The sequence below is a fragment of the Nostoc sp. C057 genome (assembly GCF_013393925.1).
Classification (GTDB): Bacteria; Cyanobacteriota; Cyanobacteriia; order Cyanobacteriales; family Nostocaceae; genus Nostoc; species Nostoc muscorum_A.
The window spans coordinates 5080380-5106604 of record NZ_CP040281.1; the positions used below are offsets into that span (position 1 = coordinate 5080380).

The 26225-nt window shown below is 42.6% G+C and carries 21 protein-coding genes; 11 read left to right on the forward strand and 10 right to left on the reverse strand.

Annotated elements, in window-relative coordinates:
- Positions 1–437 precede the first annotated feature (437 nt).
- The gene (locus FD724_RS21660) at positions 438–1157 is read left to right on the forward strand and encodes a hypothetical protein (protein ID WP_012410214.1); all 720 of its coding nucleotides are present in this window, start codon (positions 438–440) and stop codon (positions 1155–1157) included.
- A gap of 202 nt (positions 1158–1359) precedes the next feature.
- A complete protein-coding gene (locus tag FD724_RS21665; protein ID WP_179074063.1) occupies positions 1360–2271 on the forward strand; it encodes an alpha/beta fold hydrolase in 912 nt (303 codons plus the stop codon).
- 91 nt (positions 2272–2362) lie between these two features.
- Here FD724_RS21665 and tsaD read toward each other — a convergent pair whose 3' ends face one another.
- Positions 2363–3412, reverse strand: a complete 1050-nt coding sequence (tsaD, locus tag FD724_RS21670) for a tRNA (adenosine(37)-N6)-threonylcarbamoyltransferase complex transferase subunit TsaD (RefSeq protein ID WP_179074064.1) — start codon at positions 3410–3412, stop codon at positions 2363–2365.
- A 267-nt stretch (positions 3413–3679) separates the two neighbouring features.
- On the opposite strand from tsaD, the gene FD724_RS21675 reads away from it, so the two are divergent.
- The 3 genes from FD724_RS21675 (at position 3680) to FD724_RS21685 (ending at position 5158) form a co-directional block, all read left to right on the forward strand.
- Entirely contained in the window at positions 3680–4174 is a 495-nt protein-coding gene (locus FD724_RS21675; protein ID WP_114081157.1) for a Photosystem I reaction center subunit III, read from the forward strand.
- Between the two features lie 39 nt (positions 4175–4213).
- Complete coding sequence (gene psaJ / locus FD724_RS21680; RefSeq protein WP_012410218.1) at positions 4214–4363, forward strand: photosystem I reaction center subunit IX; 150 nt, start codon at positions 4214–4216, stop codon at positions 4361–4363.
- Positions 4364–4636: 273 nt separating this feature from the next.
- On the forward strand, positions 4637–5158 hold the full coding sequence (locus FD724_RS21685) for a photosystem I reaction center protein subunit XI (protein ID WP_114081156.1): 522 nt from the start codon (positions 4637–4639) through the stop codon (positions 5156–5158).
- 93 nt (positions 5159–5251) lie between these two features.
- Here the strand turns inward: FD724_RS21685 and gmk are convergent, their stop codons facing one another.
- From gmk to tyrS, 5 genes are all read right to left on the reverse strand, one after another.
- The gene (gene gmk, locus FD724_RS21690) at positions 5252–5848 is read right to left on the reverse strand and encodes a guanylate kinase (protein ID WP_179074065.1); all 597 of its coding nucleotides are present in this window, start codon (positions 5846–5848) and stop codon (positions 5252–5254) included.
- Between the two features lie 165 nt (positions 5849–6013).
- A complete protein-coding gene (gene remA / locus FD724_RS21695; RefSeq protein ID WP_012410221.1) occupies positions 6014–6280 on the reverse strand; it encodes an extracellular matrix/biofilm regulator RemA in 267 nt (88 codons plus the stop codon).
- 752 nt (positions 6281–7032) lie between these two features.
- Positions 7033–7758: a hypothetical protein gene (locus FD724_RS21700; protein ID WP_199346215.1), complete on the reverse strand. Its 726-nt coding sequence runs from the start codon at positions 7756–7758 to the stop codon at positions 7033–7035.
- A complete protein-coding gene (gene pyrF / locus FD724_RS21705; protein ID WP_114081238.1) occupies positions 7755–8474 on the reverse strand; it encodes an orotidine-5'-phosphate decarboxylase in 720 nt (239 codons plus the stop codon). The genes FD724_RS21700 and pyrF overlap by 4 nt, the downstream gene beginning before the upstream one ends.
- A gap of 42 nt (positions 8475–8516) precedes the next feature.
- Complete coding sequence (gene tyrS / locus FD724_RS21710) at positions 8517–9704, reverse strand: tyrosine--tRNA ligase (RefSeq protein WP_179075583.1); 1188 nt, start codon at positions 9702–9704, stop codon at positions 8517–8519.
- 173 nt (positions 9705–9877) lie between these two features.
- Between tyrS and FD724_RS21715 the strand changes: the two genes are divergently transcribed.
- Entirely contained in the window at positions 9878–11803 is a 1926-nt protein-coding gene (locus tag FD724_RS21715; protein WP_179074066.1) for a transglycosylase domain-containing protein, read from the forward strand.
- A 64-nt stretch (positions 11804–11867) separates the two neighbouring features.
- Here the strand turns inward: FD724_RS21715 and FD724_RS21720 are convergent, their stop codons facing one another.
- Both FD724_RS21720 and FD724_RS21725 read right to left on the reverse strand, forming a co-directional pair.
- Positions 11868–12191 (reverse strand): DUF1825 family protein, encoded by a 324-nt coding sequence (locus FD724_RS21720; protein ID WP_012410226.1) that lies wholly within the window; start codon positions 12189–12191, stop codon positions 11868–11870.
- A 126-nt stretch (positions 12192–12317) separates the two neighbouring features.
- Positions 12318–13241 carry a DnaJ domain-containing protein gene (locus FD724_RS21725; RefSeq protein WP_179074067.1) on the reverse strand — a complete coding sequence of 308 codons (924 nt, stop codon included), beginning with the start codon at positions 13239–13241 and terminating at the stop codon, positions 12318–12320.
- Between the two features lie 183 nt (positions 13242–13424).
- Here FD724_RS21725 and FD724_RS21730 point away from each other — a divergent pair, with 183 nt between their 5' ends.
- Both FD724_RS21730 and FD724_RS21735 read left to right on the forward strand, forming a co-directional pair.
- Positions 13425–13799: an NINE protein gene (locus FD724_RS21730; RefSeq protein ID WP_012410228.1), complete on the forward strand. Its 375-nt coding sequence runs from the start codon at positions 13425–13427 to the stop codon at positions 13797–13799.
- A 14-nt stretch (positions 13800–13813) separates the two neighbouring features.
- The gene (locus tag FD724_RS21735) at positions 13814–14347 is read left to right on the forward strand and encodes a ComEA family DNA-binding protein (RefSeq protein WP_114081153.1); all 534 of its coding nucleotides are present in this window, start codon (positions 13814–13816) and stop codon (positions 14345–14347) included.
- Positions 14348–14453: 106 nt separating this feature from the next.
- Here the strand turns inward: FD724_RS21735 and lepB are convergent, their stop codons facing one another.
- On the reverse strand, positions 14454–15026 hold the full coding sequence (lepB, locus tag FD724_RS21740; protein WP_012410230.1) for a signal peptidase I: 573 nt from the start codon (positions 15024–15026) through the stop codon (positions 14454–14456).
- Between the two features lie 1703 nt (positions 15027–16729).
- On the opposite strand from lepB, the gene FD724_RS21745 reads away from it, so the two are divergent.
- Positions 16730–17641 (forward strand): polysaccharide deacetylase family protein, encoded by a 912-nt coding sequence (locus FD724_RS21745; RefSeq protein WP_179074068.1) that lies wholly within the window; start codon positions 16730–16732, stop codon positions 17639–17641.
- 189 nt (positions 17642–17830) lie between these two features.
- Here FD724_RS21745 and gltB read toward each other — a convergent pair whose 3' ends face one another.
- Positions 17831–22513 (reverse strand): glutamate synthase large subunit, encoded by a 4683-nt coding sequence (gltB, locus tag FD724_RS21750; RefSeq protein ID WP_179074069.1) that lies wholly within the window; start codon positions 22511–22513, stop codon positions 17831–17833.
- 764 nt (positions 22514–23277) lie between these two features.
- Here gltB and FD724_RS21755 point away from each other — a divergent pair.
- Both FD724_RS21755 and FD724_RS21760 read left to right on the forward strand, forming a co-directional pair.
- Positions 23278–25290: a phosphodiester glycosidase family protein gene (locus tag FD724_RS21755; protein ID WP_179075584.1), complete on the forward strand. Its 2013-nt coding sequence runs from the start codon at positions 23278–23280 to the stop codon at positions 25288–25290.
- Between the two features lie 322 nt (positions 25291–25612).
- Positions 25613–26032: a cupin domain-containing protein gene (locus FD724_RS21760; RefSeq protein WP_179075585.1), complete on the forward strand. Its 420-nt coding sequence runs from the start codon at positions 25613–25615 to the stop codon at positions 26030–26032.
- The last annotated feature ends 193 nt before the right edge of the window (positions 26033–26225 follow it).

The following is a 26225-nucleotide window of genomic DNA, read 5'->3' on the forward strand; positions in this document are numbered from 1 at the left end:
GCTACCTCCATTTGCTACCCCTTACACTCAAAATTTTTCGGTTGTTTTCGGGATTTGCAATGGTAACAGCTATTTAGAGCGTGTTTCACACCAATCATTTTCAACTTTAGCATTTTGTTGTAAAGGCTAGGAGAAATTCCCCAAAAGTAAGGATATAAACTAATTCAAAATTCAAAATCACTCCTTATTCACTCATCCTCTTGTTGGCTAAAGGAATTGGACACCGAAGTTATGATGGTCAGAAGTCTCTGCTTAGAATGCAAAATTTAATATGGAAAACCAAATCCTGATAATTGCTCGTATAGAGCTTAAATGCAGGTTAGCTTAGGAGTGAATTGTATACAAGAGATTGAGTATTTGGGAAAATTCTTCCCTAGTCCCCAACATCCAGCCCCTAGTCCCCAGGTGATGAAAGCAAGCGAGTCTTACCCTTAACAATGGCTTCTGGTTTAAAATCTTCAACACTGGAACTTCTAAAGCGCTTTAACCGAGCGTTTCCCCAGTTTTATGAGCAATTCGTCAGCAGTGAGATTCAACTGCAAAATTTGCGCCTAGCCTACCGTCTGTATAAAACTAGACGCGCTGTGATTGAACTGAAACCGGAAGGTAGTAAAAGTGCTTTGCATTTTGCTTACCGTAACCAGTCTTTTCTCCTCAGCGATATTTTTGGTGTACTAGCAGCTTATGGGTTGACTATTCACGGTCTGAGCCTATACGGTCAGATTCGTCCGCCAATGTTAGTTTTTATCAAATTGTTGGTATCTCGTGGTAGTAAAGCCTTGACCGAGAAAACCGCAGAAAATGTCTGTCGTGCCATCCGCGAGGCTTTAGGAGGTCGGTTTGAGGTAGAAGAGATGCTGGCTGTAGAATTTAATCTTGATACTGGCTTAGAGCAGGTACAAACTGAGTTCTATGTCGATCCGGTCTTTCATCTCCCTGCCTTGGTGATTGAAGCCGATAATCAACCAGGATTATTCTACAAAGTGATGTACGCCATCTGGCAGGAAGACCTGCTGGTAGTCAATGCCAATTTATTGGTTTGGCGTGGACGTACACGGCTAATTCTCTACTTATTGGGGCCAAATGAAAGCCTTATTCCTGAATATCTCGGTCACAAAATTGCCGAAGGAGTGCGACAGAGGTTGCTGGGGAAATGAGAAAAGTGAGGAGTTATGAGTTAAATAATTCGTAATGGGCTTCTCTGCGAGACGCTAAAAGCGAACGCCCCGCTACGCTAAGGTAATTCGTAATTAAAAATTAACAATTCCTAACTCTTAACTCCTGTCCAGACGAGATTAATCACGTCTCTCTTACTATTCCGTATTTAGTCGCACCCGCCCTTCGGGGTACGATATAAACATGGCAACTATCGAAATCTTGGGCGTTCCACACGCATACGAGCTAACGGCTCCCACTTCCTGCCCCCACGCTTTAGTATTTATCCACGGTTGGCTCAATAGCCGTGGATATTGGCAACCTGTGATTTCCCGCCTATCAGATGATTTGCAGTGCCTTTCCTATGATTTGCGGGGTTTTGGTGAATCCCAGTCCCCGGTACAAACCGATTTTAGTCGGGCACAAGGGTCTCTAAGTCTGATGCCCATCTCGAATAGTGCGGTTGGTTTACCAATCGATTCTCTTTATACTCCTGTTGCTTATGCTCAGGATTTAGCCATTCTCCTAAAACAGCTGAATATTAATAGTGCTTGGCTAATTGGTCACTCCTTGGGAGGTACGATCGCTCTTTGGGGAGCAGATCAAATGCCTGATTGTATCAAGGGAGTTATCTGTATTAATGCTGGCGGTGGTATTTACCTGAAAGAAGCTTTTGAGCAGTTTCGCTCGGCGGGTCAGAAATTTTTGCAAGTCCGCCCGCGTTGGCTCTCCCAAGTGCCTTTGATTGATTTGCTGTTTACGAGAGCCAGTGTAGTGCGTCCTTTAGACCGCCATTGGGCACGTCAAAGGCTGATTGATTTCGTTGTGGCTGACCCAGAAGCAGCGTTAGGAACTCTGTTAGATTCCACAACGGAGGAAGAAATCAATCGTTTACCTGAGCTAGTATCTCAACTGAAGCAGCCAGTTTATTTTTTGGCTGGTGCTGAGGATAAGGTTATGGAACCCAAGTATGTACGCCATTTAGCTAGCTTTCACAGACTGTTCCAATACTGTGGTGACAATGTTCTGGAAATTCCTAATTGCGGACACCTGGCTATGTTGGAACAGCCGGATGAAGTGGCCGATCGCATTCGGTCGATAATCATTAGTCATTAGTCATTAGTCATTAGTCATTGGTCATTGGTCATTGGTCATTGGTCATTGGTGGTTACAAAGGGACAAAGGACAAAGGACAAAGGACAAATGACTACTCAAGAGGGTGATATAACTTCATCACTTGGGTCAGCGCTAACCTAGACTCAACGCCTAGTGTAAGAGACGATGTATGACCATGAGATAGATGATCGGCGGCGGCACAGCCGATCATGGCGGCGTTATCGGTACAAAACTTCAGAGGTGGGAATAGGACGCGGAGGTTATGTTTAATGGCGGCAGCTTGGAGGTTTTTTCTCAACCCACTATTAGCTGCTACACCGCCACCAATGGCAATTGTATCTAGACCATAGTCTAGGGCACAGGCGATCGCTCTTTTGGTTAGCGATCGCGCTACAGTTTCCTGAAAGCTAGCTGCTACATCTGCCACTGGCACTTGTCCACCATCTTTCTCTAATTGCTGCACTAAACGCAATACAGCTGTTTTTAACCCACTAAAACTCGCATCATAACGATGAAATCCCCCACCAGGTAAAGAAACTTTTCCTTCTGGGAGAGGAAAGGCTTGGGGATTTCCTTGTTGTGCCAACTTGTCAATTACTGGCCCACCGGGATAACCTAGCTTTAATAATCGCGCCACTTTATCAAAGGCTTCACCCGCAGCATCATCACGAGTTTGCCCCAGTGTTTCGTAACTACCACAATCTTTGACGAAAATCAAGCTTGTATGTCCGCCAGAAACTAATAAACTCAAGAAAGGGGGATTTAAACTTGATTCGCTCAAGTAAGTTGCATAAATGTGACCTTCGAGGTGATGAACTCCCAAAAATGGCTTGTTGTGTACCATTGCTAGGGTTTTGGCAGCAGTTAACCCCACCAAGAGCGCTCCTACGAGTCCAGGGGCACAAGTGGCGGCAATTGCGTCAATTTGTCCCCAGTCTAGCTGGGCTTGCTCTAAGGCTTGTGCGATCGCAACATTTATCGTTTCCAAGTGCTGGCGAGATGCGACTTCCGGCACTACCCCACCATACTGCTGATGGACTGGAATTTGCGAGGCGACAATACTGCTACAAACTTTACGATTGTTAACAATTGCGACGGCAGTTTCATCACAACTGGTTTCTATTGCTAAAACGGTTGTCATTTAAAGTAATGAGTGCTGAGTCTGGAGTCCAGAGTAATCAAGAGAAAATCTTGCTTCTTTACTACCCTACAACAACAATTCTTATACTCAGCACTCAAGACTTCAGACTCTATTTTGGTTGAGAAGCTTTAACTTTTATTTACTTAAACTTTACTCGGTTCCCACCCAAGAGTATGATGACTTCCTAGTTATGCAAATAAACAGCTGTACAAGCCGCTTCGTTTTGTACAAAGAACTTCTTGTTTTGTAATAAAAGGAAACAACTCTATGCGACGATTGTTTGCTTTGATGTTAGCGATTTGTCTTTGGTTCAATTTTGCCTCCCCAGCACAAGCTTTAGGGGCTAATTTGACACCCTGCAAAGACAATCCCGCTTTTCAAGAGCTAGCAGCTAATGCCCGTAATACCACCGCCGATCCCCAATCAGGGAAAAAGCGGTTTGAGCGTTATTCTCAGGCGCTGTGCGGTCCTGAAGGCTACCCCCACTTAATTGTTGATGGTCGCCTAGATCGGGCTGGTGACTTTTTGATCCCCAGCATTCTGTTTCTATATATTGCTGGTTGGATTGGCTGGGTAGGTCGTACCTATCTGCAAGCAATCAAAAAGGAATCTGACACTGAACTCAAAGAAATCCAAATCGATCTTGGTTTGGCACTCCCTATAATTGCGTCAGGCTTTACTTGGCCAGTAGCAGCACTGCAAGAGTTTCTCTCTGGAAAATTAGCAGCCAAAGATTCAGAAATCACTGTTTCCCCACGCTAAATCAGCTTAACTAATTCATTCGTTTTGGAGAATAAATTCATGGCAGACAAAGGCGATCAATCATCATATTTGATTAAGTTTATTTCCACAGCGCCTGTGGCAGCTACCATCTGGCTGACAATCACAGCAGGTATCTTGATTGAATTCAACCGCTTTTTCCCCGATTTACTTTTCCACCCACTGCCATAGGTAGAAAATGGAATTTAGCACAGTTGAATTTCTTGTGTTTTTCCTAAAATTATGTAGTTGATGTATTCAGCTTAGTTAAGCAGAATTATCACCAAAATAGGCAGCACAAAGAGTTTTTTGAAACTCGTGATCCTGTTTACAGATCGCGAGTTTCATACTTTTAAAAGTAGCTAAATTAATTTTTCTAAACTTCTTAGCCAAAAGACATCTCTAGCTACAATTATTATTAATATAAAAATGCCACCATTTTAAATTTAGAGGCGAACATAAAATATGGCACAAGCTGTAGACGCATCAAAAAATCTCCCCAGCGATCCCAGAAATCGGGAAGTTGTTTTTCCTGCATTTCGCGATCCCCAACTGGGAAACCTAGAAACCCCGGTTAATGCTTCTCCCTTGAGCAAGTGGTTCATTAATAACTTACCTGCCTATCGCCCAGGTCTGTCTCCTGCTAGACGCGGTTTAGAAGTTGGACAGGCTCATGGTTACTTGCTATTTGGCCCCTTCGCCAAATTGGGCCCACTGCGAGATACAGCTAACGCTAATTTGGCTGGGTTACTGGGAGCCATCGGCTTGGTGGTTTTGCTCACCGCTTGTCTATCCTTGTATGCTAATAGCAATCCACCCAAAGCACTTCCTAGCGTTACCGTACCAAATCCCCCGGTAGATGCTTTTAACTCTAAAGAAAGCTGGAACAACTTTGCCAGTTCTTTCTTAATTGGTGGTATTGGTGGTGCAGTAGTTGCTTACTTTTTGACTAGCAATCTAGGGGTAATTCAAGGTTTATTTGGTTAATTTAGAGATGAAGAGTTAGGAGTTAGGAGTTGGGAGTTAAAATTCATAACTTCTAACTCCTGTACAGACGCGATTAATCGCGTCTCTCCAAACTTATTTAAACAAAACCGTTTCAATGTCATTTAAAGCAGTTTCAAAATCGTCATTAACGATTTTAATATCAAATTCATCTGCGGCTTGAATTTCTTCTTGGGCACGGAGTAAACGACGGGTGATCGCTTCTTCAGAGTCTTGGGCACGAGAGCGTATCCGTTTCTCCAGTTCATCAAAAGAAGGCGGTAAGATAAAAATGCTCAGGGCACTGGGGAAGGAAGCACGAATTTGTCTTGCGCCTTCTAACTCAATTTCCAGCACTACCAACTTGCCAGATTGAATTTGGTTAAGTACAGCTTCACGGGGAGTGCCGTAATAGTTACCAGCAAATTCTGCCCATTCTAAAAACTCACCTTCAGCCACTAATTGTTCAAATTTACTACGGCTGACAAAGTAATAATTTTTGCCATCGATTTCTCCTGGACGGGCAGAACGAGTCGTTGCGGATACGGAAAAATAAAGTTCTGGATGACGTTGTAGGAGCGATCGCATTAAAGTGCCTTTACCAACCCCACTAGGGCCAGTCAAAACAATCAATCTGCCTAAATGTAAGCATTCTTCTGTGGTAGCACTACTCTGTATGGGTAAAACTGGCATTATCCCCTCAACCTGTGAATCAATCAATAGATATTATTCATTAGTCTTGTGTTCCCGGCCAAGTCCACTAGTGACTAAGGAATTTGTAGCAAGGGTGACAGAAAACTTATCTAATTCACATCGTACTGCTGATACGGTACAAAGAGGAGTAGGAATAATCTAGTGTTAATTATCTACAGTTTGATGATCGCGGGAAATTACAAAGCGATTCGCTACCGTTTCCGGCTGAATTGCTGACAGAATTACGTGGCTGGAATCGGTAATAATTACAGCCCTAGTCCGACGACCGTAAGTTGCATCAATCAGTTGACCTCTGTCCCGCGCATCGGTAATAATCCGCTTAATCGGGGCAGACTCTGGACTGACAATTGCAACTACTCGGTTAGCAGACACAATGTTACCAAAGCCGATGTTGATTAATTGAATCTCCATAAAAAAAACTCACGCCAAAGGCGGTTTGAGAAGCTGGAAATAAACCTATTTCTATGTTATCGCCAAAAAATGGGAGTTACAACGCATAAATTCAAGCCAGCCTTTGTTTTTAAATAATGTCTGCTTTTTTTCGCTGTTTATTGGCTAAACTTGCTGAAAATCTTCCCAAAGGCATAGGCGCAATTACACTGATACAAGCTAGTTGGATGATGTACATTTATTTTCTTTGAAACAAGTATCTAGTTCCTAAATTAATGAGAGCAAAATCGACTGTTTGCAGAAATAGGGAAAAGGGAAAAGGGTAAGAAAAACCTCTTTCTCCCTCTTGCAAAAGCTATTTTTAGTGCTTTTCGTTTGTAATGCAATAAACTCTGCTCCCTCTGCTAAAAGGCTACAGTGTACATACAAGTAATACCGCAGCCATACCTTGTAAATCTCGTACTGCGTTTTCATCCCCACAGGGGTAGAAGTCGCGAAGCCCACCCAACGCACTGACTTCTCTGCGTTAGCCTGCGGGAAGCCGCTACGCGTCTAGATTATTTCGTTATCCCCTAACTTGTGCGTAAGTCCTATAAATCAATACGGTTCAGTTAAGGCTAAAACTCTTTATCAAAGTCAAATTTTTTAACGAACCGCAGAGGCACAGAGGGAACACAGAGAAGAAAAAAAATGCCTAACTGAACCGTATTGTCCTATAAATGATCAGATCAATTCAGTCCACTTGAGTGGACTTTGGCTATCAGCTCATAACTTCAGTTCTGGGCGGGATATTGTCCACCATTCACAGCACGCATCCGTCGGACACTTCCAGCTTGGCAATCGCGTAACCAAGTATTCACCGCTTGGGCAACAGTGCCATTACTACTATCGCGTGGCGGGGATAATGGCTGCTGTGCTGAATTGGAACCAGTTTGAGAAAACATCATCACTAAATGCCAACCAGTTGTAGTTTTAGTCAACAACAGCCAGTGGAATTCCTGCAATTCGATCGCTTTCTTTCCTATGTACTGGCGCTCCAAGGTAGTAAAGAAAACTTGCTCAACTCCTGATGCAGAGCTTTTAGACGCATCTGCACTATATTCTTCAAGGTTAAGGGGCAGAGGAGTAAACTCAGGTCTTCCTGCCACTAACATATAACTGTAAATATCACTACTTCTGCTGAGGCGACGGGCGCGTTGACTGGCGCGATTAGTATAACTAGGTAAATCTTGGAGTAGCTCTATAGTTAATGTTTCTAAATTTTGCTCAGAACAGAAAGACTTCGCCCCGTCGTTGATATTTTCTCTTTCTGCTAGCGCCGAGGAGTTAGGGGTGAGGATTTTCGAGAACGCTGGGTAAGTAAAGCTATTTGATACTAAAATCCAAAAGCCACAAGCTACAAGCCAACTATAATTTTTCTTCTTGAGTGAAGAGGCAAGATTTTTCTCCCCTACACCCTGCACTCTGTCTCCCAGTTTCTCACTGACTCTTAGCTTCATGCCACTGTGGTTAACTCCTCAGAAATCCTCTTCCAGGCCAACTCTGGCTCAGTAGCAGTAGTAATGGGACGGCCAATTACTAAATAATCTGCACCAGCTTTCATGGCTTGTGCAGGAGTGAGCGATCGCTTTTGATCGCCTTTATCTGCCCAAGTTGGTCTAACGCCGGGACAAACTAGCAAAAAGCGATCTCCACAAGTCTCTCGTAGCTGTGCCACCTCTTGAGGCGAACAAACTACCCCATCCAAACCACATTCTTGAGCCAGCAGGGCCATTTCTAGAGCATATTCTGGCAATTCCAGAGGTATTTTTAAATCAAATGCCAACTGCCTAGCAGAAATGCTCGTCAGCAGGGTAATAGCAATTAACTTTGGCGGTTGTACACCCGCTTGGGCTGCCCCTTCGTGTGCCGCTTCAATTGCGGCTTTCAGGGCATCTCTACCAGCAGTAGCATGAATTGTCAGCAAATCTACTCCGTATCTAGCTGCACTCCGGCAAGCACCAGCAACTGTGTTGGGGATATCATCAAACTTTAAATCTAAGAAAATGCGCTTTTCCTTAGACTTTAGGACTTCCAGAATTTTGGGGCCAGTGCTGGTAAACAACTCTAAGCCGACTTTCCAAAAACCGACTTGCGGGAGTTGATCTATAAGAGCGATCGCAGCTTGCTCATCCGGTACATCCAAAGCGACAATAATTTTTTCTTCTGCATTCATACGTGGTTTCTTGCTAACTACTTCCCAGTCTCTAGTTCCCATCTAAGGTACTAGGCGCACAAACTTATTTTTCCCAACTTGTAAAACCTTACCTTGTAACTGGGCAGAATCAGCAAAAGTAGTATCAACATCGGTAATGCGATCGCCATCTAAGCGCACCCCACCTTCTTGAATTTTCCGCTTACCTTCCCCTGTACTTTTGCATAAACCGGTGACATTGAGAATATAGGCTAATTTAGCGGGATGCGATATCTCAGCTAGAGAAAATTCGGGAACTGCACCTTCTTTTCCGCCACTTTGGGCTGCTTCTCTCGCTTCTTGGGCGGCTGTTTCGCCGTGGTACTGTTTGACGACTTCATAAGCGAGGAGCGTTTGGCGATCGCGGGGATTTTCTGGCAGATTATCCAAAGGTAAATCCGTCAGCAGTTCAAAATATTGTGACAGCAGATTATCTGGAACCCCTTGCAACTTCTGATATTTTTGCCCCGGATGTTCTGACAACCCAATATAATTACCTAAAGACTTGGACATTTTTTGCACCCCATCCGTGCCAATTAAAATTGGCAGCAGCATCCCAAACTGGGGCTTTTGACCAAAATGACGCTGTAAATCTCTGCCCACAGCGATGTTAAATTTCTGATCAGTCCCTCCTAATTCCACATCTGCTTCCACGGCAACGGAATCGAAACCTTGCATTAACGGGTATAGGAACTCATGGATAAAAATCGGATTCTCTTTCTTATAGCGATCGGCAAATCCTTCTTTCGCCAACATCTGCCCCACCGTCATCGTGGAAAGTAACTCCAAAATTTTCTCTAAGTTGAGCTTAGAGAGCCATTCGGAGTTATAGCGCACCTCTAACCTTCCTGGTGTGTCAAAATCCAAGATAGGACGTACTTGGTCAAGATAAGTCTGGGCATTTTGGGCGACATCTGCTTCTGTAAGCTGGCGGCGCACCTCAGATTTACCAGTCGGATCGCCAATGCGTGCTGTAAAATCGCCAATAATTAGAACTGCTATATGGCCTGCATCTTGAAACGCTCGCAGTTTTCGTACTGGTATGCTATGACCTAAATGAATATCAGTACCAGTCGGGTCAATCCCCAACTTGATCCTTAAAGGTTTGTTTGTAGTTGCCAAAAGCTTTTCTAGACTTTCACTGTTAACATCTACTGGTTGTGGAAAAACTTCTACAACACCACGACGCAGCCAAGCAAAATCTTGCGTCATACTAGAAAATCCACTGTTAGCTATGTTTTGCCCACTAGAAGTTAAGTTGGTTATAAACACTTGCAATTTATCCACTTTCTCATCTGCCAAACTACTATAATTGCAAAAAATTAACCGCCTTGCTTCATCCAATCAATTACAGTTAAATTTATAAGTGAGGAAGTGAAATCGCCGTGTCGTCTTCTAGGACTTTTGAAGATAAACAGCCACAACGTCGGGCTTCATCAGGTTTTGAGTTTTTGAAAGGAGTTGGTCAGGTAACTGGGGGTACTCTGCTCTCAATTACCATGTTGGCAAGTTCCATTGTAGCCGGAGGACTGGTTGGTTTAGCCATTAGTTTCCGTAATTTGCCAGATGTAAGACAGCTACGTAACTTTTTTCCCTCAGAAACAACTTACATCTATGACGTTAAGGGTAAACTTTTAACGAGTATCCACGGGGAAGCTAACCGGGAAGTCGTACCCCTGGATAGAATTTCTCCGAACTTAAAACGGGCGGTATTAGCAAGTGAAGATAGTCACTTCTACGATCACCACGGTATTAACCCCACTGGTGTTGGCCGCGCTATAGTAGTTAACGCTGTAGCAGGTGGAGTCAAAGAGGGTGGCTCTACTGTTACTATGCAATTGGTCAAAAACCTGTTTTTGTCTCAAAAGCGTGCCTTTACCCGCAAGTTGGCGGAGGCAGTGCTGGCAATCAGGTTAGAGCAAATTCTCACCAAAGACCAAATTTTAGAAATGTACCTCAATCAAGTTTATTGGGGTCATAACAATTATGGTGTACAAACGGCAGCCCGTAGTTACTTTAATAAGTCATCAGAATATTTAAGCTTGGGTGAGTCAGCAATGATGGCGGGTTTGATCCAAGCACCAGAGGAATTCAGCCCCTTTGTGAGCATGAAGCTGGCAAAACAGAAACAAAAAGAAGTGCTGGGGCGGATGCTGGAATTAAACTGGATCAACCAGTCTGAGTATGACGATGCCCTCAAGCAGGAAATTAAACTTGGTAGAATCAAATCCTTTCAAGGTAGTGCCCTACCTTATGTAACCAACACCGTAGCGCAGGAATTGGCTAAGAAGTTTGGGCGTGAGACACTACTCAAGGGTGGGATGCGAGTGCAAACTACAGTTGATGCCAAGTTCCAAATCATGGCAGAGGAAACTGTCGTTAAGTGGCATAAAACACTTTTAGATCAAGGATTATCTAAGAACCAAATGGCTCTGGTGTCTATCGATCCGCGCACGCATTTTATCAAAGCACTGGTGGGCGGTATAGATCCAAAGACCAGTGAATTCAATCGTGCAACTCAAGCTCAACGTCAGCCTGGATCGTCCTTTAAACCCTTTGTATATTATACTGCTTTTGCTACTGGGAAATATGCACCAGACTCAACGGTGGTAGATTCCCCAGTCAGCTATCGAGATGGTAACGGTTGGTACTTTCCCAGAAATTACGATAATAGTTTTAGGGGATCGATGCCGATTCGCACAGCTTTGGCCCAGTCACGTAACATTCCTGTAATCAAGATTGGTAAGGCTGTGGGGATGAATCGAGTGATCGAAACTTGTCGTACCTTGGGTATTATGAGTCCGATGGAACCTGTTACTTCCTTGCCTCTTGGTGCAATTGGCGTTACACCTCTGGAAATGGCTAGTGCTTATGCAACTTTTGCTAATTATGGTTGGCAGTCACCACCCACTGTAATTGCCCGTGTCACTGATAGTAGTGGTAACGTATTGCTAGACAACACTCCCAAGCCTCAGCTAGTTCTCGATCCTTGGGCATCGGCAGCAATTCTTGATGTGATGCGATCGGTAATTTCTGAAGGTACTGGTAAAGGTGCTGCTATCGGTCGTCCAGCTGCGGGTAAGACAGGAACAACATCATCCGAAAAAGATATTTGGTTTGTTGGTACTGTGCCACAGTTAACAACTGCGGTTTGGGTAGGCAGAGACGACAACAGACAACTTGCTGACCATGCAACAGGTGGTGTTATGGTTGCTCCCATCTGGAAAGATTTTATGGAGAAGGCGCTTAAGAACACACCAGTAGAAAACTTCAAGCCACCTTCCCAGTTTTCTCGCCCCAAGTCACAATAATTTTAGATTTTAGATTTTGGATTTTGAATTTTGGATTGGCAATTAATCCAAAATCTAAAATTAACTAAGCCTGTTTTTCTAGCTCGGCTTTCATCCGTTCTAAAGTCAGGTGCATTTGGTCAAACATTTGTTGCGGGGTGACACCGAATTGACCTAATTGCGTTTTCAGCTGTTCTACAGTCATTTGTGCCATAAAATCTTCTGATAGCTCGAAGCGCTTCATAAAGATGCGATACCGATCCATCATGGCTTCCATTTGCTCAATAAACAGCTTTTTGCCATCTCGGTCAAATTTGCCGTAGTTGTTACCAAGCTTAATTAGCGCTTGATAATCTTCAAACAGTTGTTTTGCTTCTTGCTGAACTATCTCAGAATCGAAGAATCCCATATTGCTTATATTAAACTGAGCGCCCAGACTCAGTAGCTTAATAGTTTTACTTCTATTTATTATTTTAGTCTAGGTGAGTAATCTAGTGACGAAGCTTCGGTTTTAGTACGGTTTGTTACCGAAATTTCAACACTTGACTTGAGAACCTTTTCGCTGTGTAAAGCGACTTAATAAAGCTGCAATACTCATAGCTTTAGCCATTGATTTAGGATTGGTGTTTTCACCCAGTTGAATTTTCAGTTCGGGAGCGTATTTTAAGGCTAGTGAATTTTTTGGGTTAAGTTTTAATGCTTGACAGATGTAAACCCTAGCCATCCCCATAAATTTTTGTTTGAGATGCACCAAACCTAATAAGGCATAATAGTCGCTGTTATTCGGCTCTAATTTTATGGCATCGCGCAGTTCTTGAACAGCTATAGTCCATTTCCCTAGCCTGACATACTCAATAGCTCGCTGGTAGTGACGTTGAGAGTAGTTTGTCAAAACTGGTTTGACATCAGTTAATGTCAATTCAACTGGGTTGACTTCTTCTTCAGGGATTATGGGAACAGCTTTTTGTGGTAAGAAGAGGTCTGGTTTATGCAACCGTAGGTATACTAAATTCAGTATAGTAATTTGTTGCGTCACCTGATAAAACTGATCTAGTGATTTGTATTGAGCTTCTGCATAACAGGCGATCGCTTCTTCATAAAACAATTCTGCTTCGGGTGTAGACATTTTCATAATTTCCTGAGCTATGGCACTTTGAGAAGACAAAGGCTTCTGCTCTAAAACTCTTGCATCTGATCGCAGCATAGCGATCGCAATCAAGCGCTTCTGTCGATGTTTCAGTTGTTGATAAGCTGGGTTGATTAAATGGCTAAATATTGCCGTTGCTAATTTTTGGTCTGGATTGCAGTTTTTGGCATGGCGATCGGGATGTAGCAGCTTCGCTAAAGTGTGATAGCGTTTGAAAATCTGGCGATCATCAGCAAATACAGAAATTCCTATCACAGCGTAAGGATCACAAAGCTTTTCAACCCATCCTGGCGGTAGTAAGGTCTGTGACATAGTAGTAATAAAGCTGTTAAAAACTTAAAATTAGCATCAAAGCTCAATGCACAGTCATGTGAAACTTACTCAAATTTCTTCAAATACTAAATTGTGTGGGAAATTTCAAAAGTCTGGAGAGCAAGCCAGGGTAGTTGACTGTCTGATTGTAGGAACTGTGGTATTGGTAGATTTATTAGAAATATGTTGACTAAGCGCAAAAGTAGAAGCGTTGCTGCTGTTTTAGCTTTTTCTGGCACGCTGACAATTTCAGGATTACATAAATTCTATCTGGGACAGCCTCTGTGGGGTGTTTTGTATGTATTACTTTCCTGGACACCTATCCCCAAGGTAGCTAGTGCCATTGAGGGAGTTTGGTATTTAGCCCAAGATGAAGAAGCTTTTGATCGTAATTTTAATCTAGGCAAGTCAGCAACAAGGAACTCACAAAAGGTAAGTAATCAGGTAGGAGCGATGGCTGACGCAATGCGAGAATTAGATGCTTTGCGTCAGGATGGACTGATTTCAGAGTATGAGTTTGAGCAAAAGCGCCGCCAATTGCTAGACCAGATTTCTTGAGGTAAGCGACAATCATGAATAACTGGCTACCTTTGAACCCCAGGTTGCAAAAACTCCGCGCCAAGCTCATCAACGATCCCTACTATCGCCTACAATCTGGGGAAGAAATTCAGATAGCGGCCAAATTAGGTATTCGCATTGATGCTAATCAAGCCACTGTAGATGATTGGTTACGCCTACCAGGTTTGTCAATTCACCAAGCGCGATCGCTTGTAGAACTTTCCCATTCTGGTGTGAAATTTTACTGTATTGAAGACATCGCTGCGGCTTTGGCTATACCAGCGCCGCGTCTGGAGCCATTAAAGCCTCTGCTGAATTTTATTTACTATGACCACGAATCTTTAGAAAGTGCTACGCATTTAGTCAATCCGAATACAGCAACAGTCGAAAAGTTAGCACAAATTCCATTTATAGATTTATCTTTAGCCCAAGCAGTGGTTCAAAATCGGCAATCCTCTGGGCCTTACCGTAACCTAGCTGATTTCCAACGACGACTGGAGTTACCTGGTGATGCGATCGCTCAACTGATGTATTATTTAAGGTTTTAAGTTAGAAGTTTTAAAATAACTTCTAACTCTGCTAATTTTAGATTTTGAGTCGAACCTTTGGTGCGCTTACAGCGCAACTTGGATTGAAGGAAAAATCCAAAATTTATTAAATGAACCCAATGCGATCGAGAGGCCAAAAACGAAATGTTGCCCGACCAATGACGTTTTCTCTGGGTAAAAAGCCCCAATAGCGAGAGTCATTACTATCGTTCCGATTATCTCCCATGACAAAAAATTCGTCTTCTGGGACTTTCACTGCTTGGTATGGCTGATTTGGTGGTTCAGCAATGTAGTCTTCTGTCAAGGGTTGACCGTTGAGATAGACTTTGCCAGAATCAACACTAATTACCTCACCAGGCTGGCCAATAACCCGCTTGATGAAAGCTTGGTCTTTAGGATATCCCCGACGTTGTAGTTCTGCGGGTGGCTGAAAAACAATAATATCCCCAGTTATGGGAGGGTGAAAATGGTAGGATATTTTTTCAACTACCAAGCGATCGCCAGTATGTAAGGTTGGCAGCATCGAATCCGAAGGGATATAGCGGGGTTCGGCGATAAAAGTTCTGATCAGAAATGCTAAACATAATGCGATCGCAATTAAAATCAGATTTTCTTGCCAACTACGCAATACTTTTGACGACGCACGTTCTTCTTTTGCATCACTTTCGTGAGGAATCATAAAAATTTGTAGCCAGTTTCAGAAGTGGGACAAATACCTTGATTATTTTGACTCAAAAGGTATACTAATAAACAATCTAGGTTATGCATAAACCCATACATATATTAAACAATACAGTTATTACGTCTACCAAACATAAGTAAAAGTACTGTAAATAAACGATGACCTCTTTAAGGGAATATAAGCTGATGATTAAGATTCCTTGAGAAGTTAAGAATTCTAATTCTTATTGTTGCAATTATAATATAAGGCAAGTTATTAGATAATTTTCAGTTTTACTGCGTTCTGCTAAAAAAGCTAGTTACCGATTGATAAAGCAATACATACAGTCGGTTTTTATTTGAGCAGAAAATTGGTCGTTAAGTAGCAAAACTGCTTACGACATATATAACAGTATCTGCTTCACTTCACTGAAAAAAAGCCGAGGTCAGTCTTGGTAGCTGAGTTAAAATCAAATATATTTGATATGTATTATTAAGTGATATTACATAAAACTAACTACTATTGCAATGTAATTTTAAATACAAAATTACAGCTTTAACAAGTGATAACAATAAAAAATATTACCTTTAAATGTAGAATTCAATAGTATAAATGTTATGTAGAACTGATATTTGATTTTTGAAAAAACTCAGTACATCTGACAAAGCCTTCTTTCCTATTGACTATTGCCTACCTATGCACTTAGATTCAGAAATCTCAGAAATCGAAGCGAATTCCTAATATTATGATGATTTTAACAACTTAGCCTAGATATATGCGAATTTTTCCGTAATTACACGGTGACAGTACATATTAAAGTGTACTATTAATAAGATATAAATCTCCATCATTATCGAGAAAAACATTAACCGACAAAAGCCATTAGCAATTTAGCCTAAAGTATCAGCATTAAAAATAGAATTAAACTGCCGATAAAATTATTTTTGCTAAATTGGTCAAAAGTATCTAGATTAACGAATAAGTGCCCCTTGGCAATGAGAAACTATATTGAATCAATTTTCGTCTGGTCTATTTCCTAGAAAGTACAAGGTAATATTCTGTCAGTTGAAAATTTAACTTTTTCTTAAAAAAGAAGCAATAGCAGCAGGCAGTAGAATATATCTTATCAACAATAGAACTAACAGTTTGCTAGACTCATTTTTGAAAGATACCCCGCCCCTCGTAAGTAGTTTTGTATGTTAACCACATAATTCGCTAAGTTGTATAATTTACAACTTTAGTGTCACAGTGTCTGAAGATAAAAACTTCAGTCCGCGAAAACTGCAAATTGTATACGCGACAGTCTAGCTCATCTTATTTGTAAAGCTATAAAACTTGAAATGATAATGCTGCCTTCGCTGTGAAGTGAAAGACAGAAACTAATTCAGAACTCCTATTAAGAGGATTTTGGGGCGTGGCTAATTATCTAATTGTACTCCTTCTTAGAGCTAGAGGTAAGAATGTGGAAATGCAGACCTTGCCTTTTATGAATGGGTTGACATTACACGGTACCAAGTATTGTGTAAGCATTGATTCTCATTGAAATCTCAAGTATGTAGGTTCAGTTAAAGCCATATAGTCTATTGTGAATCTTCGTTAGCCCAAATTCCAATTTTCAGAATTACCAGTAACTAGCTGGTATTTTAAGATATCTAAAAAAATGTGCTATAACGTACCGTCATAACCGTGGTTGATGGTTCGATCTTTGAAGGAGCTATGAGGTGGAAAACAATAAGTCGTTTCTGTGGCCAGAAGGAATATTAATTGCACTGCTTGCTTTAGGTGGTGTTTTTAGCCTTGCTTTCATGATGCTTCTCAGACCAAATGCCTCAGAGGCTCAGAGTAGACAAAATATCGATATCAAGGATGTAGCTGCAAATGTAGGAACTCAGCAGCGCATTGAGAAATTAAAGGCGGCGATGTTTACAAGTTGGCAGCAAGAAGCACAAACAAAAGGGCTATCCTACGCTGTGCCATTACGTTTTCAAGGGGCAATAATTGAAGAGGCAAAATTAACTCAGGGTGAAAAAGTGATTGCTCTCACCTTTGATGATGGCCCTTGGCCTGACACTACAGAGCAAGTACTAGATATTCTGAAATCAAATAATATCAAAGGAACGTTTTTTGTTGTTGGGCAGAACCTAAAAAATTATCCAGAAATAGGAAAGAAAATTGTAACTGAAGGTCATGTTATTGCTAACCATACTTGGCATCACTGGTATCACTTTTTTAATCAACAAGCAGCAGCTTTTGAAATTGATCGCACAACAGACCTAATCTATCAAATCACAGGCGCTAAGACAAATCTCTTCCGACCGCCTGGTGGGAATCTGCACAATGGATTGTCTGCTTATGCTAGAGGACAGAAGTATGCTGTGATCATGTGGTCTGCTGACTCAACAGACTACAAATTACCGACTGTACCAAAGTTGATAAATAACGTAATTAAAGATTCAAAACCTGGCGGTATTGTGCTAATGCATGATGGTGGTGGGAACCGTTCTCGAACTGTACAAGCTTTACCAGAAATTATTAGCAACTTTAGAAAGCAAGGCTATCGCTTTGTGACTATTCCAGAACTTTTAGAAATAGAAGATACAGGTCAAAAGTTGCTTGCTAATAAAAAGCAATAATTATGGTTAATTGGTCAATAATAATTGGCTAAAAACTAAAATTATATTTTTTGTTTAAAATACATTATTTTTGAATCACTTAAAAAAAGATTCCCCTTTATAAGGGGAATCTTTTTATATCTCTACTCTATTCTCAGAAGTAAGTTCAGGTAGCTGTCTTAGCAATCCAAAGGGATTTTCGCGAAGTTATTAATGACTAGTTACTAAACTAAACTCAGTTGTTTTTTCAGGATTAGCTTCGGGACTATCAGCTTCAGAAGGTGGAACTAACTGCCAGAACTTGGGCAAAAATTCTTGCCAGTTTTGCAGAATTTTCTTCGCCTTTGGTGAACCAGTGCGTTCCGCATGAGTTTGGATTAACTCTTGCAGTTGTTTTGCACCTACTTCCGTAATCACCCGTTGGATTTTGACTATTTCCGGGTTGACTAACTCACGGAATGCGTCGTCTTCATCTAAGAAGTATGCTAGTCCGCCAGTCATTCCAGCAGCGACGTTGCGCCCTACTTTACCGAGGACGACAATCACACCACCAGTCATGTATTCACAGCAGTGATCCCCAGCGCCTTCAATCACTGCGATGCCTTTGGAGTTTCTCACAGCAAAGCGCTCTCCTGCTAGACCGTTGGCAAATAACACGCCACCAGTAGCACCATAGAGGCACGTATTACCAACTATGACATTTTTTGATGCGTTATAGGTAGCATCAGTTGGAGGTTTGATGATGATTTCACCACCATGCATCCCTTTACCTACGTAGTCGTTTGCTTCTCCTTCTAAGGACAAACTTATGCCAGGGAGGTTAAAAGCACCAAAGCTTTGTCCAACACTACCTATGAAGTTGAGATTAATTTGTCCTTCAAAATCACTGTCACCATATTGAGAAGCGATCGCACCCGCTAATCTTGTACCCACTGTTCTGTCAGTATTGATAATTGGGTAAGTCTTGGTGACAGTAGACTGATCCCTAATAGCAGCCTTAATGTCGGGATCGGCAAGGAACTTGTCATCTAAAACCACGCCGTTGCTGTGGACTTCTTCATGCACTAACCAGCTACGATTGTCTCTGGTATCTGGCAGCTTAAGTAAACAATCCAGGTTTAGTGATTGTGTTTTGGTAATTTTTGCCTCTTGGCGCAGTTTCAACAAATCTGCACGTCCAATGATTTCTGACAAAGAACGGTAGCCAAGTCGTGCTAACAAACTACGCACTTCTTCGGCGATGAAGTAAAAGAAGTTGACAACCTGTTCCGGTATTCCCGTAAACCGCTTGCGGAGTTCTTCTTTCTGGGAGGCGACACCCACAGGGCAATTATTTGTGTGGCAGATCCGCGCCATGATACAGCCTTCAGCAATCATGGCGATGGAACCGAAACCAAATTCTTCAGCACCCATCAATGCACCTATTACCACGTCCCAACCACTCTTCAGACCGCCATCTACACGTAAAACCACGCGATCGCGCAGGCTATTTTCCATCAAAACCCGATGCACTTCACTTAAACCCAATTCCCACGGAGAACCAGCGTGTTTAATCGAACTGAGTGGCGATGCACCTGTACCACCATCATGACCAGAAATTTGGATGATATCAGCGTTTGCCTTGGCTACACCAGCAGCGATCGTGCCAATGCCAACTTCTGACACTAGCTTCACCGACACCTTTGCTTTGGGGTTAATTTGGTGCAGATCAAAAATCAGTTGCGCTAGGTCTTCGATAGAATAAATATCGTGATGCGGTGGTGGCGAAATCAGCGTCACACCTGGCTTAGAACGCCTTAACATCGCAATGTATTGGCTGACTTTGGGGCCTGGCAGTTGTCCACCTTCTCCAGGCTTGGCACCTTGGGCAATTTTGATTTCAATTTGTTTGGCGTTGACTAAGTACTCTGGTGTGACACCAAAGCGTCCCGATGCAACTTGCTTAATAGCACTATAGGCTTTATCACCATTTCGCAATCCTTTTAAATGAGGTAGGGTTGGCGAGTTACCAGACTCGTCTACATCATCTAAAACTTTATAGCGCACTGGATCTTCGCCGCCTTCTCCAGAGTTAGATTTACCGCCAATGCGATTCATGGCGATCGCTAAAGTTTCATGGGCTTCTCTTGACAAAGCGCCTAAAGACATACCGCCTGTACAGAAACGTTTGACAATCTCAGCTACCGACTCTACTTCTTCTATAGAAATTGGGGTACGCTCACCTTGGAAATCTAGCAAGTCTCGCAATGCAGTTACTGGTCTGCCTTGGAGGTGCTTTTTGTAAACTTCGTAGTGGTCATAGTTTTTGCCATCTAGAGCCTTATGCAGCGCCTTGACCATTTCGGGGCTATTCATGTGGTACTCGCCGCCAGGACGATACTGCACAAACCCCAGGTTTTCTAACTTCTTGGTCGTTAGTTCTGGGAAAGCCTTGACGTGGAAGGAAAGTACTTCATCAGCGAGTTCGCTAATACTCAAACCACCAATGCGGGAAGTCGTACCACGAAATCCTAGTTCGATTAAATCTCCACCAATGCCAATAGCTTCAAAGATTTGGGCTGCTTGATAGCTGGAGAGCAGAGAAATTCCCATCTTGGAGAGAATTTTGAGCAAACCTGACTCTACCGCTTTGCGATAGTTTCCTAAAGCTTGTTCTACGGTGAGGGTAGGAAGTTTTTTCACCTCCATTAACTTTTGGGTTCTGGGATCAATGCACCAATCACGCACCGTATCCAAAGCCATATATGGGCAGACTGCACCAGCACCGTAGCCAATCAGACAAGCAAAGTGATGAGTACTCCAGCATTGGGCAGTATTAACAATTAGGGATGTTTTCATCCGCAACCCTTCCCGAATCAGGTGATGATGTACAGCACCAACTGCTAACAGGGGAGGGATGTAGGTATATTCTGTGGTGATACCGTCACTTACCTTATCGGTTAAGATTAAAATCTTTGCACCTGCCCGGACTGATTCAGCTGCTTGTGCTTGTAAAGATTCGACTGCGGCTTTCAATCCTTCAGGGCCGTTGGCGATCGCAAATAGAGTTGACAACTCAGCCGTGGCAAATCCTGATAGCTTAATTGCCTCTAATTCAGTATCGGTTAATAATGGCGATTCAAGTTTCAATCTCCGAGCATATTCTGCTTTGGGTTCTAATAAGTTACCTCGTTCACCCAATTCGACTTTCAAAGACATCACTAGCTTTTCCCGCAGGGGATCAATTGCCGGGTTCGTCACCTGAGCAAAGCGCTGTTTGAAGTAGTCATAAAGCAGGTGGGGCTTCGTTGACAGCACCGCTAAAGGAATATCATCCCCCATACAGAAAGTCGGCTCTGAACCTGCGATCGCCATTTGCTGAATCACCATTTCCACATCTTCTGTGGTGTAGCCAAAGGCGGTTTGAAGTTGAAGCAGGGTTTGCTTGTCAATTGTCACTTGTCCTTGGTCATTTGTCATTTGTCCTTTGCCATTGCCATTTGCTAATGACGGATGACCGACTAATGACTTTAATTCTTGACGATACTGTTGCAGCCATTCTCCATAAGGGTGCTGCTTGGCAATGCGCTGCTTAATCTCCCAATTTTTCAGTACTTCATGGTTGACTAAATCCACGGCAATCATTTGCCCAGGGCCAAGTCTACCTTTCTCGACAATATCGGCTTCTGGAAAGTCCACTACACCAGCTTCGGAAGCTACAACAATGTAGTCATCTTTGGTGATTAGGTAACGAGCTGGTCTTAAGCCATTACGATCTAATGTTGCACCAACTTTTTTACCATCGCTGAATACTAAAAGGGCTGGCCCGTCCCACGCTTCTTGCAAACCACTGTAATATTCGTAGAAATCAACAATTTCTGGAGATTCACGCAAAGAAGGCTGATTTTGGTAAGCTTCTGGAACCATAATCATTAAAGCTTCCAAGGGGGTGCGTCCAGAACACACCAGTAATTCCAGTACGTTATCTAGGGTAGCTGAGTCGCTGTTATCAATATGAACTAATGGCTTAAGTTCCTTGATGCGATCGCCCCATACAGGATGATCCAGGCTAGCTTCTCGTGCCATCATCCAGTTGATGTTACCCAATAAGGTATTAATTTCGCCGTTGTGACCTAAAAGCCGCATCGGTTGAGCTAGGGGCCACTTGGGCATCGTGTTGGTACTAAAGCGGCGGTGATAGACAGCAAAGGCGCTTTTGTAAGCTGGATTTTTTAAATCTTGATAAAATTCTCCCAATACGGCAGAACGCACCATGCCTTTGTAGACAATTGTGCGATTTGACAACGAGCAGATATAAAATTCTTCTGAGATATTGGTTGCAATTTTACTAATTCGGCGGCGGGTAATGTACAACTGTCGTTCTAATTCATCGCCACTTTTGTCAACAGAAGCTAACAAAACTTGTTCGATCTGGGGTTGATTTTCTCTTGCTTGTACACCCAATAAATTAGATTGCACTGGCACTACTCGCCAACCCAGTACAATTAATTTTTCTTCAGTAGCTACTTGCTCAACTGCCGCCCTAGCTTTTTGTGCTGCTTCCTGGTCTTGTGGGAGAAATATCATCCCCACAGCTACATTATTGGTGGATGGAAATTCCTTCCCTCTTTGGGTAAAGTCTTGTTGGAACAAATCCCAAGGGATAGCTGTCAATACTCCAGCCCCATCACCAGAGTCTTGATCGGCGCTACAACCTCCCCGATGTTCTAAGCAGGTTAGAGCAGCTAAGGCTTTTTCGACAATTTCGTGGCTGGTATGATTTTGACGATGAGCAATAAAACCGACACCACAGGCATCTCGTTCTTCTACTAACCACTTTTGCCCCTGATAGGTATCTCTTGAGTTGATATTTGCTGTGATTTTCTGCTCTTGATTCATCGGTTGATTATTCATACCCTGTTCCTGAAGTATTGAGTTACCAATTTTGCCACTACTTACGGGAAAAATTTCTAAATTCCACGATGGAGAAATATATAAGCACCGAAATTTAGGGAAAAAAAATTTTAACTTCGGTTTTACTTTCTTAGTTTACCCGTGTTAAAATAGTTGCGTATCTTTTATGTATTTATGCGGTGTCAGACAATTTACCTCCGCCAAGACATGATTATTGTCCTGACAGTTTCTTTTTTATATTCTGAAGCTAAGTATTTTTTCAATTACCTTTTTCCAGATGCACGGTAGCTACCCACAGAGCCTATTTTGGCTCACCTGAAACCAAACTCAATGCTGTCTTATGTTTTAAAGCCAAACTCATCCCGATCCGGCAATAAAATCAGCGTATTAGAATATATACCCATTTGACAATTCCCAAATATTTTTGTTGTTGTCTGGAGTTTTGCTGCTTACCAGTTGCTATATTACTATTAACTAGACCTCACTGAAGTAGCAATATTCAGTTAGGATTGACTATCTTAATCCACTTTTGATAACCAAGACTACCGTGTATAGTGTGGTTAGGATTAGTGCCAGTTAAAACACTTCATTGCAGTGACTTTAGCTTCTAAATTTATTTCTGTTTAAAAGAGATGACTAGCCAATATATACAATAGCATCTTTTTTAATAAATAAAGTCATGTTTTTTTAATATTTTCAAATAATTAGTTAGTTTATACCTTGGGGTGATAGTTTTCAAAAGTACCTAGTAAATTATGGTAAAAATGCCGAGTTGTTGCCAATCAGGGATTAGCGATCGCAGATTCTTCCGGGCTACTGTGTCACCAATACTTTTAACATTACTGTGTCTAACCACTACTGGTGCTAGTAACGCCCAAGAGTTGCCAAAAAACAGCAAATCACTGATCTCCCAGTCACCTGCACCTCCTTTAACAGGGATGGTATCCTCTGGGAATCAAATTTCCCTCAATGGTCGTACTTTACCAGGAACTTGGTTGCAACGGCCGGGAAAATCTGGTCAGGTGACAACTCATCTCAGTGACGGGGTATTTAGGCAATTAATTGGAGTAAATTTCTTAAACAGTAGTAGTTCAGCGAAACAACCAATACAGTGGTTTTCGTCGGTGACAACACCACTGGTTTTAGCCACCAGGCTAATAGGAGCATATCGCTATCTGGATATCACTAATTTTGCTCAAACATCTGGATGGCAAATCCAAGCCAATGGGAACACCTTAGTGATTGCTACCCCAAAAGCACAAATTACGAATATTGTTCAGAGCCAGGAACCTCCAGAGGCAAGTGCCCCTTTGCAACAAAGTCGCATACTTGTAAATCTAGATCGTCCGACTCCCTGGCAAGTTGCACAAGGATCAGCGATCGCAAAACCGCAAACTCCATCTTCCGATCCAGACACACCAACCCCAAAACCCACTACACCGCCAAATCGAGAGTGGACAATTACCCTGGATGGAATAGCCGATCCCGTTTTGATAGAACGCTATACCCCCCAGCCACCAGCAGCAGCGCCAACATTACTGCCAAACCTGCTCAAACAATTATTACCAGTTACACCAACACAACCAATACCAACAGCCCCTGAACCACTTATCCGACAAGTGCAGGTGGTGAAAAACCAAACGATTATTAGTCTGAGCGTTCCCTTTGGTCTATCGCCTCAAGTTAAGACTATCGCTAACCCCAATCGCCTGATTATCGATATTCGACCCGATCCTCTAGAAGAACGAGATATTACTTGGGCCCCAGGATTACGCTGGCGACAGCATTATGTCAACTTAGGCACAGAACGTTTTCCGGTGGTTTGGTTAGAAGTTAATCCCCGTAAATTTGGGCTAACGCTGAAACCTATGTGGGCTAGTCCTGATGGGCTTGGGGGTACTGCTCCCTTAATTCAAACAGCACAACGTTACTTAGCAGTAGCTGGAATTAACGGTGGTTATTTTAACCGCAATAATAGATTACCATTGGGTGCGATTCGTCGGGATAGTCAGTGGTTATCAGGCCCCATTCTTAACCGGGGTGCGATCGCTTGGAATGATTCAGGTCAATTTTACTTCGATCGTCTCACCTTAGAAGAAACTTTAATTACTGCAAATAACCAGCGCTTACCAATTTTGTTTCTTAATAGTGGCTACGTCCAGAGTGGCATTGCTCGTTACACCCCAGTTTGGGGAGCAACTTACACACCCTTAACGGATAACGAAATTATCCTAGTGGTACAAAAAGACCAAATTACTCAGCAGCTACCAGGTGGCAAAGTTGGTGGGACGGCCGTTCCCATTCCCCAGGATGGCTACCTACTAACTTTACGCGCTAACAGCGTTAGCGCTGCCTCACAGTTACCGATTGGAAGCGCAGTACGTATTTCTAGCAGCACTACTCCCACTGATTTTAGTCGTTATCCCCACATTATCGGAGCCGGGCCGCTATTAATCCAAAATCGTCAAATTGTCCTTGATGCCAAAGCAGAAAAATTCAGCAATGCCTTTATTGCAGAAAAGGCTATTCGTAGCGGTATTTGTACAACTGCAACAGGCACACTGATGATTGCTGCCGTCCATAATCGTGCTGGCGGTTATGGCCCTACATTGGCAGAACATGCCCAATTAATGCAACAGATGGGCTGTGTGGATGCCTTAAATCTGGACGGCGGTAGTTCTACCAGCCTTTATTTAGGAGGGCAACTACTTGACCGATCGCCTAGTACTGCTGCTCGTGTTCATAATGGAATTGGTATTTTCCTGAAACCACGTTAATCAGGGATTAAGGATTAGGGAGTAAGGGAAAAGAGTTTTGTCCTCAGCATGAGCAGTAAATTCCCAATGCCCAATGCCTAATTCCCAATGCCCAATTCCCCATCTTTTTTTAAAGTTTAGAACAAGCTGCCGCTTTGCTTGATAAAGACTTAGTGTAAACCTAAGAGTTTTAATAGTGATGGTTTACACCATCAGGTTTGATTTTGTTATGTTTATCAAGGTGCGAAAAAATTGCTGATTTTCAACGTTGGAACATAGCGCCAGATTTTTTATCAATAGTTAAGAGTACAGACGGTTTGTTATGTCTTCAAATGAGGTAATTATGGCTCGATATCAAGAAACTACACAGACTGACACTCTACACCTACCTTCAACTATCACTTCCAGAGGCGTTGCTGCAACTGAGTTACGTCCTTGGGGTGCTTTTACAGTTTTGGAAGAAGGGCGCGGATACAAAATCAAGCGCATCGAAGTTAAGCCCGGACACCGCCTCAGTTTACAGATGCACCACCACCGCAGCGAACACTGGATTGTCGTCTCAGGTACAGCTAGGGTAACTTGTGGCGAGAAAGAAGTATTACTGAGCAATAATGAGTCAACTTATGTACCCCAATGTACATCTCATCGTTTAGAAAATCCTGGCGTGATTACCTTAGTGTTAATTGAAGTGCAAAATGGCGAATACTTGGGAGAGGATGACATTATCCGCTACCAAGATGACTATGCCCGAACTAAGGACTAAAGCTCTAATATAATAAAAACTGAATACATTTTTGTGCCAATCGTCTTTGCGAACCACTGCACCCCAGAAGTCCCTACCTAGTTAAGGTGGGGACTGAAGTTTGTTGTGCTATAAATGTAGTAATAGCGATCGCGCTGATGGCTTCGGTAATTTGGAATTTTCGAGAAGCAAGAGTTAACCCATCTGTCTGTAA